The sequence below is a fragment of the Pectobacterium betavasculorum genome, assembly GCF_000749845.1.
GTDB classification, from domain to species: Bacteria; Pseudomonadota; Gammaproteobacteria; order Enterobacterales; family Enterobacteriaceae; genus Pectobacterium; species Pectobacterium betavasculorum.
Map to the genome: position 1 here is coordinate 425,876 of NZ_JQHM01000001.1, position 16,827 is coordinate 442,702.

Sequence of the window (16,827 nt, forward strand, 5' to 3'; positions counted from 1 at the left end):
AAGGTTGATTTATTCGTAGATGCAGAAGGAAAAACAAGTAAATAACCGCTTTAGCTAAATATTCGCTATAGATAGTCTTATTTGTCAGTTATGGATAAAAATCTGCGCGTTATAGTGGGGATAATATTCATTATTATCATGGTATACCGAGAAAAATATGCCTGTTTTTACTCATCATTATTTGCGTGATTATTTACGCGACCGATTGACAGAAAATGACGTGGGCGCGGAAATTGCAGGAATCGTGGCGGATAATCTTGTCGAATCCAGCCTGAAAGGGCATGACTCGCACGGCGTGAGTATGCTGCCGCGCTACATCGATGCGATTCGAGAAGGTGGGCTGTCGCCTCATGCGCAGGCAGAAAAAACGCTGGATTTCGGCCCGTTAGTTTCGTTTGACGGTCAGCAAGGATTCGGGCAAGTGGTGGCCAGGCAGGCGCTGTCTGAAGGCATTGTGCGCGCGCAAACGCATGGTCTGGCGGTAGTGAGTTTAGCCAATGCTCACCATCTTGGGCGTATTGGTGCATGGGCGGAACAGGCCGCAGAGGTTGGGCTGGTGTCGCTGCACTTTGCTAACGTGTATACCAAACCGGTGGTGCTGCCGTGGCAGGGCCAACAGGCGCGTTTCGGGACCAACCCGTTTTGTGCCGGTATTCCGGTTGAACACGACGAACCGGTGATTCTGGATTTTGCTACCAGCGTGATTGCCGGTAATAAAGCCCGTATCGCGTGGAATGAGGGGAAATCGGTTGCGCCGGGTTGCATTGTTGATAACGAAGGTAACCCGACAGTGGATCCGCGTTGGTTGATGGAACAGCCTTTAGGAGCACTGCTACCGTTCGGCGAACATAAAGGCTCGGGGTTGTCGCTGGTTTGCTCTCTGCTTGGTGCCGCGTTAACTGGCGGTAAAACCGAACGCACGGCGAAAGGTGAGGGTAAGCAGATCATTAACAGCATGCTGTCGATTTTAATCGATCCGCAGAAATTAGGCGGTGCAACAACCTATCAGCAGGAAATTCCAGCCTTATTAGAATGGGTGCGTCAATCCCGCGATGATAACGGATTATTATTGCCGGGCGATAAAGAAAAACAAACCTATCGCCAGCGGTTAGATAACGGAATTTTTGTCGATGATGTGAGTTGGGGGCAATTGTCTTATTTAAATAACAACGTAGCCTGATGAATTAATTTATTAACTTATTTAAATTTTTACTGATTTAACATCATAGGAAAAAGCAATGAAAAATATATTGAGTGCGGTCGGTGTCGGTGGCTTGTTATTAATGACAACATCCGTACTGGCGGCGGAAAGCAACGCTCCTGAAAAGCATCCTGATGAAGTTCGTGTGGCCTACAGCGGTGGTTCACAGGTATTAGTCTTAGCCAAAGCCGACGGTTCTCTGCAAAAAGCAGTGGGTGCAGTTTGCTTCTGGTGCTGATGCGCTGAATTATTTCGCCAGTAATGCGATAGATATCGCCAACTTTGGTTCCAGCTCGGCGACACTTAATCTGTAATCCGAATTTCAGGAGAATATTATGCATCTTGCTCGATTCCCCCGTTTGACACTGGGTCATTTTCCTACGCCGCTTGAGGTGTTGCCGAATCTGTCTGCCTATCTGGGCGGACCAACGATTTATATCAAACGCGACGATGCCACAGGGCTGGCGACCGGCGGGAATAAAACCCGCAAGCTGGAGTTTCTGTTAGCCGATGCGCAGCAGCAGGGTGCGGACGTCATCATCACGCAGGGGGCGACACAGTCTAACCATGTGCGACAAACCATTGCGGCAGCGGCAAAACTGGGGCTGAAAACCAAAGTGCTGCTGGAAAAGCGCGTGGAGGATTACGGTGAAGATTATCAGCGTTCAGGCAATGTGCTGCTGGATAATCTGCTCGGCGGTGACATTATCGATCACCTTCCTGCGGGTACGGATATGCAGCAGGCAATGGAAACGCTGGCGGCATCGCTGCGCAAAGAAGGGTTTAAGCCCTATGTTATCCCTGGCGGTGGCTCCAGTCCGGTAGGCGCGTTGGGTTACGTCGCCTGTGCGGAAGAGCTCTTGTTTCAGTCAAGCCAGCAGCGCCTGCGCATCGATCATATTGTGCATGCAACGGGCAGCACGGGCACGCAGGCGGGATTAGTCACCGGGCTGGCGGCAACACACAGCCAGATTCCGCTGTTAGGCATCAGCGTCAGAGCGCCTAAAGCGAAGCAGGAAGAGAATGTTTATGCGTTAGCGCAGCGCACCTGGCAACTGCTTGGGATTCCGGGCGAACTGCCGCGCAGCGCCGTGCAGGTGAACAGCGACTATGTCGGTAAAGGATACGGCATTCCAACGGAAGGAACGCTGGAGGCGCTCAGGCTGTTGGCGCAGTTGGAAGGGATTTTGCTCGATCCGGTCTATTCAGGAAAAGGGATGGCGGGACTGATCGATCTGATCCGTCAGGGACATTTTCGCGCTGATGAAAACGTTGTATTTATTCATACCGGTGGCTCAGCGGGGCTGTTTGGCTACCGCCAACTGTTCGAACAAACGGCAGCACAATGAGCACACCGCTGATTGGCGTGCTGGGGGGCATGGGGCCGCTGGCAACGGTCGATCTGTTGCATAAAATCGTTGAGGAAACGCCTGCCAGCCGCGATCAGGATCATGTGCCGGTGATTACGTGGAATGTGCCGCAGATTCCCGACCGTCAGCAGGCGCTGGCAGGCACCGGAGAATCACCGTTGCCGACGCTATTGTATGCTGTCCGGCAGCTTAATCACTTGTCGGTTAGTCATATTGTGGTGCCGTGTAATACGGCGCACCACTGGTTTGACGCCTTGTCTGAAGCAAGTCATGCGCCGCTGGTGCATATTGCCGATGCCACGCTGCACGCTATCATGCAGCCTGCGGAGGCAAAGAAAACACTGCAAAAAATCGGGCTGATCGCGACTCATGGGACGCTAAAAGCCGGATGGTATCAGCAGCGTTTTGCCGCACAGTTAGGTGTTGAAACGGTGGTGCCGGACGAGCAGGAAATGACAACGCTCTTCGTGCCGGGGTGCTATGCGGTAAAACGCGGTGAACTTCAGCACGGTGGTCGCTTGCTTGAACAGCTCGCGGCACAACTCGTGGATCGAGGTGCTGAGCGTCTGGTGCTGGCCTGTACGGAAGTCCCCCCTGCGCTGGAGGCGGTGGCGCCACGCTGGCAGGATATTAGCATCGATCCAACACGAGCATTGGCACAGGCCTGTGTTCGCATCTGGCAACAGAGATAAAAAGCCGCCCATTGCTGGGCGGCTCAGACCATTGACAAACCTATTTACTGAATGAAAACGGGAGTAACGGAATAAAAGAGTAAAGCGTTTGCGCCAGGGATGGCGCAAGCCGAGCGTACAAGGATGTATTCACAGCGTCTTTACGATCTACCCGTTACTCTCGCTCTACGGGCTTTTTCAGCAACCTCAGCCGCCCATTGCTGGGCGGCTTTTAGGTACAAAGAACAGAATTACAGGAAGCCGTACATTGCGGCGAACACCCAACCAAAGACGCAGGAGGTGCTCACACCGATCAAGCCAGGAAGAATGAAGCTGTGGTTGATAACGAAACGGCCGATTTTGGTGGTGCCGGAGCGGTCGAACTGGATAGCAGCCAGATCGCTTGGGTAGGTTGGCAGAATGTAGTAACCATAGCAGGCGGGTGCCGATGCCACGATATACGCGGGATCCACGCCGATAGCCAGTGCAACAGGGACAATCGCCGCCAGCGCTGCCGCCTGTGAGTTAACGAACTTGGACACGAGCAACAGGATAATGGCGTATGCCCACGGATAGACTTTCACCAACGACCCGAGCGTGGCTTTGATCTCGTCCAGATGCGCACCGAACATGGTTTCCGCCATCCAGGCGATACCGTATACCGCGACGATGGCAATCATCCCTGAACGGAACACTTCATTCTTCGAGATTGATGAAGGATTAGTTTTGGTCGCGATAATGATGATGGCGCCGGAGAGCAGCATAAACATTTGAATCACCAGCACCATCGACAGCGGCTTGCCGGCGAAAACAGGGCGCCATTCTTCAACCGCTCCCAGAATCGCTACCGCACCGATGGTTGCCAGGAATATCCACATGGCGACCCAGTTGCTGCGTGGCAATTTTCTGTCCAGCAGCGTGGCGGTATCGCCATATACATACTGCTTGTTTTCTGGATCGGCGATGAATTTCTGGAAATCGGCATCCTTGTCCAGATCCTTACCGCGGAACCAACTGAAAATCCCTATCGCCAGAATACCCAACAGGGTCGAGGGGATGGTGATAGATAACAGATCGAGGAACCCCAGATGCTTACCCTGGAAGGTGAAGTTCGCGAGCATGGCAACCAGCGAGACAACCGCAACAGAAACCGGGCTGGCAATAATCCCCATCTGTGCGCCGATTGAACTGGCAGCCATCGGCCTTTCAGGACGAATATTATTCTTGATGGCGACATCATAAATAATCGGCAGGATGGTATAGACCACATGGCCTGTACCGCACAGGATAGTCAGAATACAGGTGACAAACGGTGCGATAATTGAAACGTATTTCGGGTTACGTCGCAGCATACGCTCTGCGAGTTGTAGCATGACATCCAGCCCGCCCGATGCCTGAAGCGTTGCCGATGCGGCTACCACGGCAATGATAACCAGCATGACGTCAACGGGTGGTTTACCCGGTTGCAGTTTAAAGATAAAGACCAGAATAACGAGTCCGACCCCGCCTAATAAACCCAGCGCGATCCCGCCTTTTCTTGCCCCGTAAAAAAGGCAGATAAGGACAATGACTAATTGAATGATGAAATCCATAGTAGCCCCATTGCATTGCTTTATAAGATGAATTGATTAGTTAGAATTAAAATAAGTGAATTTTTACTGCGGGTACTATATGGACGGGTTGTTATTTGTTTTCTTGATCTAAATCTATTAATTTTTATCTTTGTCTTATTTCCTGAAAATAAAAGATCTCGCTCGCAATAATTACGATTTTTTGATTTATTTAGTTTTTTAAGTATAATTTAAATTTATTAATAATCGGTTCACATCTTGGTTAGCGAAGTTGTTAACGAGGGGCGGGATTTTTTTAAAAGAGATTAAATCATTGTTCTTATTTTGTTGTGATTGATGCTGTTTTATTTTTTATTTTCGTTAACGATTACCGAAAAAAATCATGCCTTAATGTCATTGCAACTACCTCTAATGAGGTAGTTTTACATACTCTATTGTTTTTAAATGATTAGTTTTAAAAACGATAAAATGAATCCCTTTTTGGTAATGAAGTCAACGTCAGGTCTCTGAGGGATTATCGAAAAATAAAAATGGCATCAGATTGGCAATATTCACGTCAGGAATACAGCTGGATTGTTTACTGCCAGTTTTACATCTGATGTGAAGAAAAATACCTTTTATAGTGTGATTTGTTATTAATATAAAGATTTTTATGATTTTTTTAGAATATATGAATAGGATTTATTTTCTTTGCTACATATACTCTAAATAATTCGAGTTTCAGGCAGGCGGCAAGAGAAGGAGTCCCGATGAGCTTACTCAAGTAAGTGATTCGGGTGACAAATCTGCCAGGAGCAGATTTGAACGCTGCTTGCAGCGGCCCTCAGCACATCAAGATTCACGCGCTCTCCACCCTGAACGCTCTTTTGGGTCGCGCAGTTTATGATTGAGATAGCGTTCTAACCGCTCTGCATAGTGGTTGAACAGCATTCTGAGTTCAGACTCTGACATGCCAACGTCCGGTCAGGTGACCTTCCTGCCGTCTCTGCGGCAAATTTAGGGTATAAACGTGATGTAATTGATAATTATTATCACATATGGTGAGTGGGAAAGCAGCGTTAAATCTTCTTCAGATATTGGCGGATTTTTACCGTCGACTACACTTATCTTTGTTGGCGTATTATTTGATTGAGAGGAATGATGATGACGACGAAGGACGATCCCAAAGAGGTGACGGTCAGCGAAGGGCTGGCAAAGGTGCATGAAGCCTCAGAACAATTGACGGAAGAAGAGATTGAAGCACTCGCCGAGGAAGCCAGGCTGGCTGCTACGCAGGCGAAGAAGGAGTCAGGTAACACGCCCTGATGTGATTTGCAGTACGGGTTGATTATCAAACATAAAGTGGCAGGTTTTTTGCACAGACATTTTGCAGATAGTGATGAAAAACACGAGCTTTTTCTCTCTGTAAGGAAAATGTATGCATGACAAATTACTGATAGAAGGCAAGCTGGTCGCGGGAAACGGCGAGACACTGGCAATATTCAATCCCGCAACGGGAGAGCAGATTGCTGCCATTGCTCAGGCTGATTTGCACCAGGTTGATGCAGCCGTTCTGGCTGCGGAGTCCGCTTTTGCACATTGGGGGCAGACCACACCGAAAACGCGCGCGACGCTGCTGCTAAGCATTGCCGATGCCATCGAGGAAAATGCCGAGACGTTCGCCGAACTGGAATCACTGAACTGTGGCAAGCCCTATCATGCGGCGCTGAATGATGAAGTGCCTGCGGTGGCGGATGTCTTTCGCTTTTTTGCCGGCGCGGCACGCTGCCTGAGTGGTTCGGCTGCGGGAGAATATCTGGAAGGGCACACCTCCATGATACGGCGCGATCCGGTTGGCGTCGTGGCGTCCATCGCTCCGTGGAATTATCCGCTGATGATGGCGTCATGGAAGCTGGCACCCGCGCTGGCGGCAGGAAACTGCGTAGTACTGAAACCGGCGGAGCAAACCCCGCTAACGACATTCTATCTGGCACACTTGCTGGCTGAGATACTCCCTGCTGGTGTAGTAAATATCGTGTTCGGGCGCGGTGCAGACATCGGTGATGCGCTGACAGGGCATGAGAAAGTGAACATGGTGTCGCTGACTGGTTCGATTGCGACCGGTGCGAATATCCTTGCGCATACCGCTGCGAGCGTAAAACGGACGCATATGGAGCTGGGTGGCAAAGCGCCAGTGATTGTGTTCGACGATGCCGATATCGATCAGGTGGTTGATGGGATTCGTAGCTTCGGTTTCTACAACGCGGGGCAAGATTGTACCGCTGCCTGTCGGCTGTATGTGCAGCGTGCTGTCTACGATAACGTTGTGGAGGCATTAGGAAAAGCGGTGGCGACGCTGAAAATTGGCGATCCACATGATGAAACGACCGAGCTAGGGCCGCTGATTACCGAGCCGCAGCTTGAACGCGTGATGGGGTTTGTCGAACGCGCCAAAGCGCTGCCGCACATCACGGTAGTGACCGGGGGCGAACGCGTGAAAGGGCAGGGATTCTACTTCCAGCCTACGGTACTGGCGGGGGCGAAGCAGGAGGATGAAATCGTCCAGAAAGAGGTGTTTGGCCCGGTAATCTCCATCACACCGTTCGACGATGAAGCGCAGGTGATTGGCTGGGCGAATGCCTCGAATTACGGGCTGGCGTCGTCGGTCTGGACGCGCGATATCGGGCGGGCGCACCGCCTGGCAGCATGCCTTCAGTACGGCTGTACCTGGGTGAACACCCACTTCATGTTAGTCAGCGAAATGCCGCACGGCGGACAGAAGCTGTCCGGCTACGGCAAGGATATGTCGATGTATGGGCTGGAGGATTACACCATCGTGCGACATATCATGATCCGACACTGAGGCTATTCACTCTGGTACAGGAATCTCGCTAGTCCTGAAAGATAAATCGGGTAATGAGATAGCGAGTTTGTCCAACCTTGGCGCGCTCCAAAAGAGGGCGTGCTGAGCAAAAGCGGGGCAGTGCGAAAGGGGTTGACCACCTTCGCGCTGGCGTTCACACAGTCGTTTGGTGATTAATTTCAAATATTATTATTTAGTTCAAATTATCTGCTGGTTTTTTGGTTTATATCACGTTTTTATATTTTATTCTGATTTTTGGCGGGCGGCTGGCGTGTTATGTGCATTAATTAAAATTGGCATCGCGTGATGTCCGTTTTCAAGGAGCGCATTTTGTCCAGATCACCTGCCCACCTTAACCCGCTAGAGTGTACTCAGCAGGCACTGCATTGGATTCATAGTGACACGCTATCCCCAGATGACATGGCGGCACTGAATCAGGAAGTCTTGAGTTGTTTTCGTGAATACGTCAACCCCGGTTTTCTGGAGTACAGAAAATCTGTCACTACCGGCGGCGATTACGGCGCAGTCGAATGGCGCGCCAGCGGCCCCAATACGCTGATTGATACCCAAGGAAATGAATATCTGGACTGTCTGGGTGGTTACGGCATTTTTAACGTTGGGCACCGTAACCCTAACGTGATTGCTGCCGTTGAAAGCCAGCTTGCCAGACAACCGCTACATAGCCAGGAGTTGCTCGATCCACTACGGGGGCTGTTGGCAAAAACGCTGGCGGCACTGACGCCGGGTAATCTGAAATACAGTTTCTTCTGCAATAGCGGAACGGAATCGGTTGAAGCTGCCCTGAAATTGGCGAAGGCCTACCAATCGCCGCGTGGTAAATATACCTTTATCGCCGCGACAGGGGCGTTCCATGGGAAATCGCTAGGCGCGCTTTCCGCCACCGCCAAGCCCGCGTTTCGTCGTCCTTTTATGCCGCTGTTACCCGGCTTCCATCATGTTGCTTTTGGCGATATCAGTGCCATGCGCAAGCAGGTTCAGCAATGCCAGAAGACCGGCGATGACGTTGCTGCCATCATCCTTGAACCCATTCAGGGAGAAGGTGGTGTGATTGTGCCACCAGAAAATTACTTGCCTGCCGTCAGAGCATTGTGCGATGAGATTGGCGCATTGCTGATTCTGGATGAGGTACAAACGGGAATGGGGCGCACGGGCAAGATGTTCGCCTGTGAGCATTATGGCGTGCAGCCTGACATTCTGTGTCTGGCGAAGGCGTTGGGCGGCGGTGTGATGCCGATTGGCGCAACGGTGGCAACGGAAGCCGTATTCTCTGTGCTATTTGAGAATCCGTTCCTGCACACCACCACGTTTGGTGGCAATCCGCTGGCCTGCGCGGCAGCGCTGGCGACCGTCAATGAACTGCTGACAAAAAATCTGCCAGAGCAGGCAGCAACCCAAGGGGCATTTCTGTTACAGGGCTTACAGCAACTGGCGGCCGAGTATCCTCAACTAATTATCGAAGCTCGGGGAATGGGGCTATTACAGGCTATCGAGTTCAGGAAAAACGAGATCGGGTATGCCTTCGCGAAAGAACTGTTCCAGCGTAACGTTCTGGTCGCGGGCACCCTGAACAATGCCAAATCGGTCAGGATTGAGCCACCGCTTACTATCACGCACGAGCAATGTGCCCGAGTATTGAAGGAAGCGAAGGATGTGCTAAAAAAGCTCAATGGCACAATGCCTGACGAAAATAAAATGAAGGAATATGCGGTAGAGTGAAAAACGAGACCGAAACACGCAGCACCCGATTAGCTTCACCACGAAAGCCAGTCAGCATTCACTGGCTGGCTTTTTTTTATCCGGTTTTCGACACGACTTAATGGCCTTTACAGGCAATCAGCACATTTAGCGGTGCCATGGGAAATGCCTGATGACGTCGGGTTTCGACAGAGGTAAAACCTGCTTCCAATAGCCACTGTGCTAGTTGTCCTTCCTGTGTGACGTGGCGCCCACTCATTTGCATTGGCAGATAGAACGGCAGAACCGGCGCGGCATCGCCAGCCTCTGCGGCAATCTCTGCTTGCGCCAGAACCACCGTACCTGTCTGCGTTAGCGCGTTGTGAAGCGTGGCTAACATGGTAGGAATATCCTCGACAAAATGCAGGAATGAGGAACTCCAGATCAGATCGTATTTTTCGCTGGGAAACGCGCCACTTTGTGCGGACAATCTGGCGGATAACCCGGCGGCATCGATATTGCGCTGTGCTACGGCAGCGGTTTTCGGCAGGTCATAGACGGTGCCGGAGAGCTCAGCATGTCGCAGCGCCAGCGTAATCGCTACCCAGCCGGGGCCACCTCCCAGATCGAGAATGTGCCTGATTTGCGGGAAATCTGGCAGACCGGAGAGCAGTTGATCGGCAAGGTCTGCGGTTATCGATCGCTGCTCCTGTGCGATTTGCTGTTCTGCCGCACTGGCCCACGCGGCATCACGAGGTAATTCGCTTAACTGGGCAAGCAACGGCTGGTGCATTCCGTCGCTGAGTCCCAGACCAAACTGGCGCAGGCTGGCGAGGCGAAAACGCCAGGCGTCACCGAGAAAACGTGAGCTATTGCGACAAAGCACGGCAGCGCTGGTGGATGCTGTACGATAACCGTCCTTATGGCGCGTCAAAAGCTGCATACTCCATAGGATCTCAAGTAGAAACCGGGTTTTCTCCGGCTGCCAGCCTAGCGCTTCCGCCAGTTGTTCCGTTGTAGTGACATTCTCCAATCGATCGAAAATCTGCTGTTCCAGCGCCAGATATAACGCGTCTGCTTTCACACTGCTGGCGGCAAGCTGCCATAATGTTTCTAGTGGGCTCATTAGCGGCCTTTCTCGTTGATGGTCAGTCGATAGGGAATATGCTATCTATAAATGAGAATAGTTATTATGTTCATTGTTATGCGAGACGGCGTTTTTCATATGCGAAACGGCGAAGGAAGATGATGCAAAAACAGCGGCAGAGGCGAAGTGAGAAACCAGCAGGCGATCGGTGTTGTGCGAATGACGCTAATATTTCAGGCTCACGCCGTACTTTGCCAGATGGCATCGGTGAATGCTGGTCTGATTTCAGCCGTATTGATGCCGATTTGTCGTTAGCTCGTTCTCAGTATCGTCCGCGTAGAACGTTGGTGGAGGAAACGCACAGCCCACATTCACAGCCGATGCTGGTCATGACGTTTGCACTGGCAGGAGAGTCGATTTATTACGATAGCGGTGGTTCACAGATCTGGTTTCGTCAACAGCATGTCACTATCACGACGTTTGGTGCCAGCGTGGGCGAACGTCATTATCAGGCTCAGAAGCAGGTCGATCAGCTACGGCTGCTGGTGGGGAAGGCAGCGGCTACCCGATATTTGGGCGTGGAGTGTACGGGAGCGCTGTTTAGCGATGATGGGCTACAGCAGCGAGCATTTACGTCTGTTTCTGCGGCCAGCCAGATTCATGTGAATGCGCTGTGCGGCGACGCCGATCCACTGAATCGCCATATCCACGTCTTAAGCCTGTTATCGCTGCACCGACATCTTCTGCAACCGAAGGGCGAACGGAGCGGTATTCATCTACAGGAACGGCAGCAGTTGGAGCGGGTATGCCATTGGATGCGTGAGCATCTGGCTGAACCGCTGACGCTAGCCTGTATTGCAGCGCAATCAGGGATGAGTGAATCCAGACTCAAACTTGGATTTCGTCGCTGCTTTGCGACCACACCCGGTCAAATGCTATTGCGGATGCGGATGGAACGGGCACACCAGCTATTGGAACAAGGGTTTCAGGTGGCGCAGACTGCCTGGCAAGTTGGCTATCAACACCCGGCTAATTTCAGTTTGGCATTTACGCGCTATTTTAACCGTAACCCGAAAATGATTGCGTCACGCCAGTAAGGATACCTCACTGATGCCAGTGTGACGTTTTTGTCATATCTATTTACCATTATTTTCCTTTTGTTATATTTCCGTGCATTATTTAGACGACTGGCGTTATTCTGGGTCAGGAAATACAGTCTTTATGTAAATTATTCTATACTCCATTCAGCAACATTAACGTGTAATGAATATTGCGGCCAATAAGCTGTTTATTCTTCAATGTGCGGTCGGGTGGTTCCCTGTACATGAAATAGGCGGTTGTGTTTTTTAATAAATGGTCGATTTTTAAGCAAAGGAAAAAGGGATGAGATTAAGAAAGAAAAAAATTGAACCGATGAAAATTCAGGACATTACTATCATCGATAATGCCAGACTCAAAAAAGCCATTACCGCTGCCGCATTGGGTAACGCCATGGAATGGTTTGATTTTGGCGTATATGGTTTTGTGGCGTATGCACTTGGACAGGTCTTTTTCCCCGGAGCCGATCCGGGAGTGCAAATGATTGCGGCGCTGGCAACGTTCTCGGTTCCCTTTTTGGTTCGGCCGCTCGGCGGGATATTTTTTGGTGCGATGGGGGATAAATTTGGTCGCCAGAAAGTGTTGTCGGTCACCATTATTATCATGTCGGTGAGCACATTCTGTATCGGTTTGATTCCGTCCTATGAATCTATCGGTATTTGGGCGCCAGTATTGTTGCTGTTGGCGAAACTGGCGCAGGGTTTCTCCGTCGGGGGAGAATATACCGGTGCCGCTATTTTCGTTGCCGAATATTCCCCTGACAGGCGACGAGGCTTTTTAGGTAGCTGGCTGGATTTCGGCTCTATCGCCGGGTTCGTGACGGGTGCGGGCGTTGTGGTGCTCATTTCTTCCATCGTGGGAGAAGAAAACTTTCTGGATTGGGGATGGCGTATCCCGTTCTTTATTGCCGCGCCACTCGGGCTAATTGGGATTTATTTACGTCATGCGTTGGAAGAAACGCCGACGTTCCAGCAGCACGTGGACAATATTGATAAAGAATCGAAATACAGTATTCAATCTCCGCCGAAGATTTCTCTGCGTGAGATTGTGACCAAGCAATGGAAAGGTCTGTTGGTCTGTATTGGGATGGTGATTACCACCAATGTTACCTACTATATGCTGCTGACCTACATGCCGAGTTACCTCTCACACAACCTGAATTATTCTGAAGATCATGGCGTGATGATTATCATCGCCGTTATGCTCGGGATGTTGTTTGTACAGCCAGTGATGGGGCTGATGAGCGACCGTTACGGACGTAAACCGTTTATTATTTGTGGCAGTATCGGACTGCTGCTGCTGTCAGTGCCCAGCTTTATCTTGATTAACAGCGGTGTGATTGGGCTGATTTTCTGCGGATTATTGATGTTGGCTGTACTGCTGAATTCGTTCACCGGAGTGATGGCGTCAACACTTCCCGCACTGTTCCCTACACATATTCGTTATAGCGCGCTGGCGACGTCATTTAACGTTTCCGTGCTGGTGGCCGGTTTTACGCCAACGGCTGCGGCGTGGCTGGTGGAGTCGACCGGTAACCTGTTTATGCCAGCGTATTACCTGATGGTGATTGGACTGATCGGCCTGATTACCGGAATGTCGATGCGAGAAACTGCAAACCAGCCGCTGAAAGGTGCCACGCCTGCGGCGTCGGATCGGTCAGAAGCCAAAGAGCTATTGCAGGAACAGTACGACAATATTGAGCAGAAAATAGAAGACATTGATGAGCAAATTGCCGAACTGGAGAAGAAAAGAAAACGTCTGTCTGAACAGCATCCTGAAATTAACTAGTCTCGTCTTACTGTCTTAGGAAAGCGCCACGGAAGTGGCGCTTTTGCTGTGTAGCATTCTGCCAGATCAGGCGACTACACGAATGGGGTCGCCTGTCCAAACTGTCATTCAATTAGCGGAACGGGGGCTCGTTAAAGGTGCGTAGCTTGCGCGAATGCAGCTTGTCGCTTTCCGCCCGCAGCAGATCGATAGCGCAGATGCCAATCTGTAAATGCTCTGAAATCGCCCCTTCATAGAAACGGTTCGCCTGTCCTGGCAGCTTAATCTCACCGTGCAATGGCTTATCCGAGACGCACAGCAGCGTACCGTAAGGCACGCGAAAGCGATAACCCTGTGCGGCAATCGTCGCGCTTTCCATATCGACTGCGACAGCGCGGCTGAGGTTAAACCGCAGAGCGGAAGCCGCATAGCGCAATTCCCAGTTACGGTCATCGGTGGTGACAACGGTGCCGGTACGCAGGCGCTGCTTAACTTCTTCTCCCGGCATCCCGCTAACCATCTTGGTGGCGTCATACAGCGCACGTTGTACTTCTGCGATGCTGGGAATCGGGATATCCGGCGGCAAAACAGCATCCAGAACGTGGTCGTCACGCAGGTAAGCGTGTGCCAGCACGTAATCGCCAATGGACTGACTTTCGCGCAGGCCGCCGCAGTGGCCGATCATCAGCCAGGCATGCGGGCGCATGACGGCGAGATGATCGCAGATGGTTTTGGCGTTGGATGGCCCGACACCGATATTGACCATCGTAATCCCTTTACCCTGACGAGGAATCAGATGATAGGCAGGCATCTGGTGGTTCTTCCACGCCAGATCGGAAACCGCCTGCTCGGGGTTAGGCGTGTCGGCGGTGATATAGATGCCGCCAGCGCAGGACAGCGCCTCATAGGGGCTATCGGGGTCGGCTATCTGCGCACAAGCCCAGCGCACAAACTCATCGACATAGCGGGTGTAGTTGGTGAAGAGAATGAACGGCTGAATATGTTCTACTGGCGTACCGGTATAGTGGCGAAGCCGCGCCAGCGAAAAATCGGTGCGCAGCGCGTCGAAGTGCGACAGCGGCGACATAGTAGTGGCGTGAAACAGGCCATCTGCCGTCTCATCCCCGATCTGCGACAGCTCCGTCGTTGGAAAGTGTTTAGCGATGCCCGCGCTCATCGAGCGGTCAAGAATCAGGTCGGAACCGTCGAGGACGTAGGGAAACGGAATTTCCTGCTGAGACGGGCTGACTTCAATACTGACGTCATAATCTCCTTCCAGCAGCGCCAGCTGTTCCGCCAGATAAGCTCGCAGGAATGCGGGGCGGGTGACGGTGGTGGAATAACTACCGGGATGGGTAAAACGGCCATAGGCGCGATGGCGAGGATGAGCGGTCGAATTGCCGCTCCAGCTAACGCGCAGGGTCGGGTAGGAAAATAATCCCGCCGCACGCGCATTGGCATCGGGCAGCGTGCCATCATTGATGAAGTCCCCGATGGCGTCGCGCAGTGCCGAGACGGCATCATCATACAACGCTTCCAGTTTATCCAGAGTCTGAGTGACGGTAAGACTGACGTGGGATCCGCTGTTATGCATGTTCTCTCCTTTTAATCACATTCTGTATTTCGGCAGAGGTTAGCTCACAGCGTAACTGAAGATGTGCAGCCCCGCCATCGTGAAATCTGGCGGGGCTGCGATCGTGAAGAGAAGAGTACTAGTGCTTGTGGCGACCAGAGAGGTTTGCCGCACTTACAGCCAGTATCGATAGCACGCCGAGCGCGGCAGCCGGTGCCAACACGCCCCAGAACGCGCGTTCGATGTACGGCATACCTTCAGCCAGTACGCGTCCCCATTCTGGCGTCGGCGGTGATGCGCCCAGACCTAAAAAGCCGAGCGATGCCAGCGCCAGCGCGATGCCGGGCAGTCGCAGCATGGCGTGACGAAAGAGCGGGCCAATCAGCGCGGGTAAAACATAGAACAGGCTGCGGCGTATCGGCCCTACGCCGAGTATCGGCAACATCCGAATATAAGGGCGCGAGTTGATTTCGGCGACCAGCGCTGCCGTGTGGGCAGCAAGTGGTGCCCAACTGACGGCAATCACGGCAATCGCCGCCCCCGTTGCCGTTGGGCCGTTGACGGCGGCAACTAACAGTCCGGCAATCACTGGCGGCAGGGCGTTAGTCACTTCGATAGGGCCGGTGAGCAGACGCGGGAACAATCCAACTAACAGGCCAATCGCCAGACAGGCTAGCGACACCGCCAGCGCCAACAGACAGGTATTTAACGTACCGTGCGCGACACGCGCCAGCAAATCACGCCCCATTGCATCAGCGCCAAAAGGTAGGGCGAATGACGGCGATTGCAGGCGTAGAAAGGCGGAGGTGTAGGGATCGCGCGGCAAGCCAGCCAGCAATAAAAGCACTAGCAGCAGTACGCAGATAATTGGTAGCCAGATGGCATGACGAGAGACGGAATTATCACGCTCTTCCGGCACTGGCATCGCGCCGCTGTGCAGTGCGCGTCCGAGAATCAGCAGCCGTACGCCGCTTGCTGCCATACCCGCTAGTGAGGCGATGAGTAAGAGAATCAACACGCCGACCTGCAAGGCGGGCAGATCCTGCGCGGCTGCCGCGCCCAACGTTGCGCGTCCCAGACCGGGAATGGCGAACACTTTTTCGACGGCAATCGCACCGCCGGTTAACGATACCAACACTAGCCCGACGAGCGGCATCACGCTGGGTAACGTGCGTTTCAGCACTGCCAGCGCGATATGACGACGGTTCACTCCTGCAACGCTCCAGGTCGTTAACCAATTCTCGCTAAAGGTGGCAGCGAGCGCATCGGCAACAATCCTGCCAAGATAACCACCTGCCGGGATACCCAGAGCCAGCGACGGCAGCACCGCATAGTGCAAGCCCAGCCAGCCATAGGGTGGGAACCACTGTAGCCAGACAGCACCGACAATCAGTAGAAAGGACGCCAGTAGAAATTCGGGCAATGCGGTAAATAAGGCAGCGAACAGGCCGCCTGAACGGTGAACCTGACCTCGCAATCCCTGCCGAAAGGTTGAAGCACACAGCACGGCAGCCAGCGTGAAGGCCACCAGCGCCGAGGAGGCCATCAGCGTGAGCGATACCCCCGCCGCCTGCAACATACCTGGGAGCACGGGTCGGCCTGAAACCCAGGAATTGCCCGCATCGCCGTGCAACAGGCCCGTCAACCAGTTCAACAGCAACTGCAAGGGGCCTTGATCCAGCCCGAGAGAATGGCGAATCGCATTTAGCGTTTCAGCTGTCGCTTCCTGCTCGCCGGAACGAGCACGTAGCAGCGCCAGTGCCGGATCCTGACCGGATAACCACGGCAGCATACCAATCAGTACCACAATCCCCGCCAGCGTCAGCAGCCGCGAAAATAATGGGATCAGCACGCCGTATCGCGGACGTTGTGTCTGGCTGATGGTCGCGCAGGTGCGGCAATATAGCGATTCGCTCATAAACTCGTCATCTTTCTGGTTGCAGGTGCGTTAC

At 52.5% G+C, this 16,827-nt stretch carries 12 protein-coding genes and 1 pseudogene; 9 read left to right on the forward strand and 4 right to left on the reverse strand.

Annotated features, from left to right (window positions below):
- Positions 1 to 157 precede the first annotated feature (157 nt).
- The 4 genes and pseudogenes from KP22_RS01890 to cuyB all read left to right on the forward strand — a co-directional run bounded on the left by KP22_RS01890 (position 158) and on the right by cuyB (position 3,263).
- Complete coding sequence (locus KP22_RS01890) at positions 158 to 1,180, forward strand: malate/lactate/ureidoglycolate dehydrogenase (RefSeq protein ID WP_039322063.1); 1,023 nt, start codon at positions 158 to 160, stop codon at positions 1,178 to 1,180.
- A 58-nt stretch (positions 1,181 to 1,238) separates the two neighbouring features.
- A pseudogene (locus tag KP22_RS01895) lies at positions 1,239 to 1,512 on the forward strand (taurine ABC transporter substrate-binding protein); the annotation flags it as partial.
- Between the two features lie 24 nt (positions 1,513 to 1,536).
- Entirely contained in the window at positions 1,537 to 2,550 is a 1,014-nt protein-coding gene (gene cuyA / locus KP22_RS01900; protein ID WP_039307478.1) for a D-cysteate sulfo-lyase, read from the forward strand.
- On the forward strand, positions 2,547 to 3,263 hold the full coding sequence (cuyB, locus tag KP22_RS01905) for a cysteate racemase (protein ID WP_039322071.1): 717 nt from the start codon (positions 2,547 to 2,549) through the stop codon (positions 3,261 to 3,263). Before cuyA ends, cuyB begins: the two co-directional genes overlap by 4 nt.
- A 230-nt stretch (positions 3,264 to 3,493) precedes the next feature.
- Here the strand turns inward: cuyB and KP22_RS01910 are convergent, their stop codons facing one another.
- Entirely contained in the window at positions 3,494 to 4,834 is a 1,341-nt protein-coding gene (locus KP22_RS01910; protein ID WP_039322075.1) for an anaerobic C4-dicarboxylate transporter, read from the reverse strand.
- A 1,116-nt stretch (positions 4,835 to 5,950) separates the two neighbouring features.
- Here KP22_RS01910 and KP22_RS22310 point away from each other — a divergent pair.
- From KP22_RS22310 to ygjG, 3 genes are all read left to right on the forward strand, one after another.
- On the forward strand, positions 5,951 to 6,118 hold the full coding sequence (locus KP22_RS22310; RefSeq protein WP_156103764.1) for a hypothetical protein: 168 nt from the start codon (positions 5,951 to 5,953) through the stop codon (positions 6,116 to 6,118).
- Positions 6,119 to 6,230: 112 nt separating this feature from the next.
- Positions 6,231 to 7,655, forward strand: a complete 1,425-nt coding sequence (gene patD, locus KP22_RS01915) for an aminobutyraldehyde dehydrogenase (RefSeq protein WP_039307486.1) — start codon at positions 6,231 to 6,233, stop codon at positions 7,653 to 7,655.
- Positions 7,656 to 7,985: 330 nt separating this feature from the next.
- Positions 7,986 to 9,392, forward strand: coding sequence for a putrescine aminotransferase (gene ygjG / locus KP22_RS01920; RefSeq protein WP_197061591.1), 1,407 nt, complete (start codon positions 7,986 to 7,988; stop codon positions 9,390 to 9,392).
- Between the two features lie 97 nt (positions 9,393 to 9,489).
- Here the strand turns inward: ygjG and KP22_RS01925 are convergent, their stop codons facing one another.
- Entirely contained in the window at positions 9,490 to 10,476 is a 987-nt protein-coding gene (locus KP22_RS01925; RefSeq protein WP_039307490.1) for a class I SAM-dependent methyltransferase, read from the reverse strand.
- Between the two features lie 119 nt (positions 10,477 to 10,595).
- Here KP22_RS01925 and KP22_RS01930 point away from each other — a divergent pair, with 119 nt between their 5' ends.
- Positions 10,596 to 11,534, forward strand: coding sequence for an AraC family transcriptional regulator (locus KP22_RS01930; RefSeq protein ID WP_231566891.1), 939 nt, complete (start codon positions 10,596 to 10,598; stop codon positions 11,532 to 11,534).
- A gap of 286 nt (positions 11,535 to 11,820) precedes the next feature.
- Positions 11,821 to 13,323: a glycine betaine/L-proline transporter ProP gene (gene proP, locus KP22_RS01935; RefSeq protein WP_039307496.1), complete on the forward strand. Its 1,503-nt coding sequence runs from the start codon at positions 11,821 to 11,823 to the stop codon at positions 13,321 to 13,323.
- A gap of 112 nt (positions 13,324 to 13,435) precedes the next feature.
- Here proP and KP22_RS01940 read toward each other — a convergent pair whose 3' ends face one another.
- Positions 13,436 to 14,896 carry an AMP nucleosidase gene (locus KP22_RS01940; protein ID WP_039322079.1) on the reverse strand — a complete coding sequence of 487 codons (1,461 nt, stop codon included), beginning with the start codon at positions 14,894 to 14,896 and terminating at the stop codon, positions 13,436 to 13,438.
- 118 nt (positions 14,897 to 15,014) lie between these two features.
- Entirely contained in the window at positions 15,015 to 16,793 is a 1,779-nt protein-coding gene (locus KP22_RS01945) for an ABC transporter permease subunit (RefSeq protein WP_039322081.1), read from the reverse strand.
- Between the last annotated feature and the right edge of the window lie 34 nt (positions 16,794 to 16,827).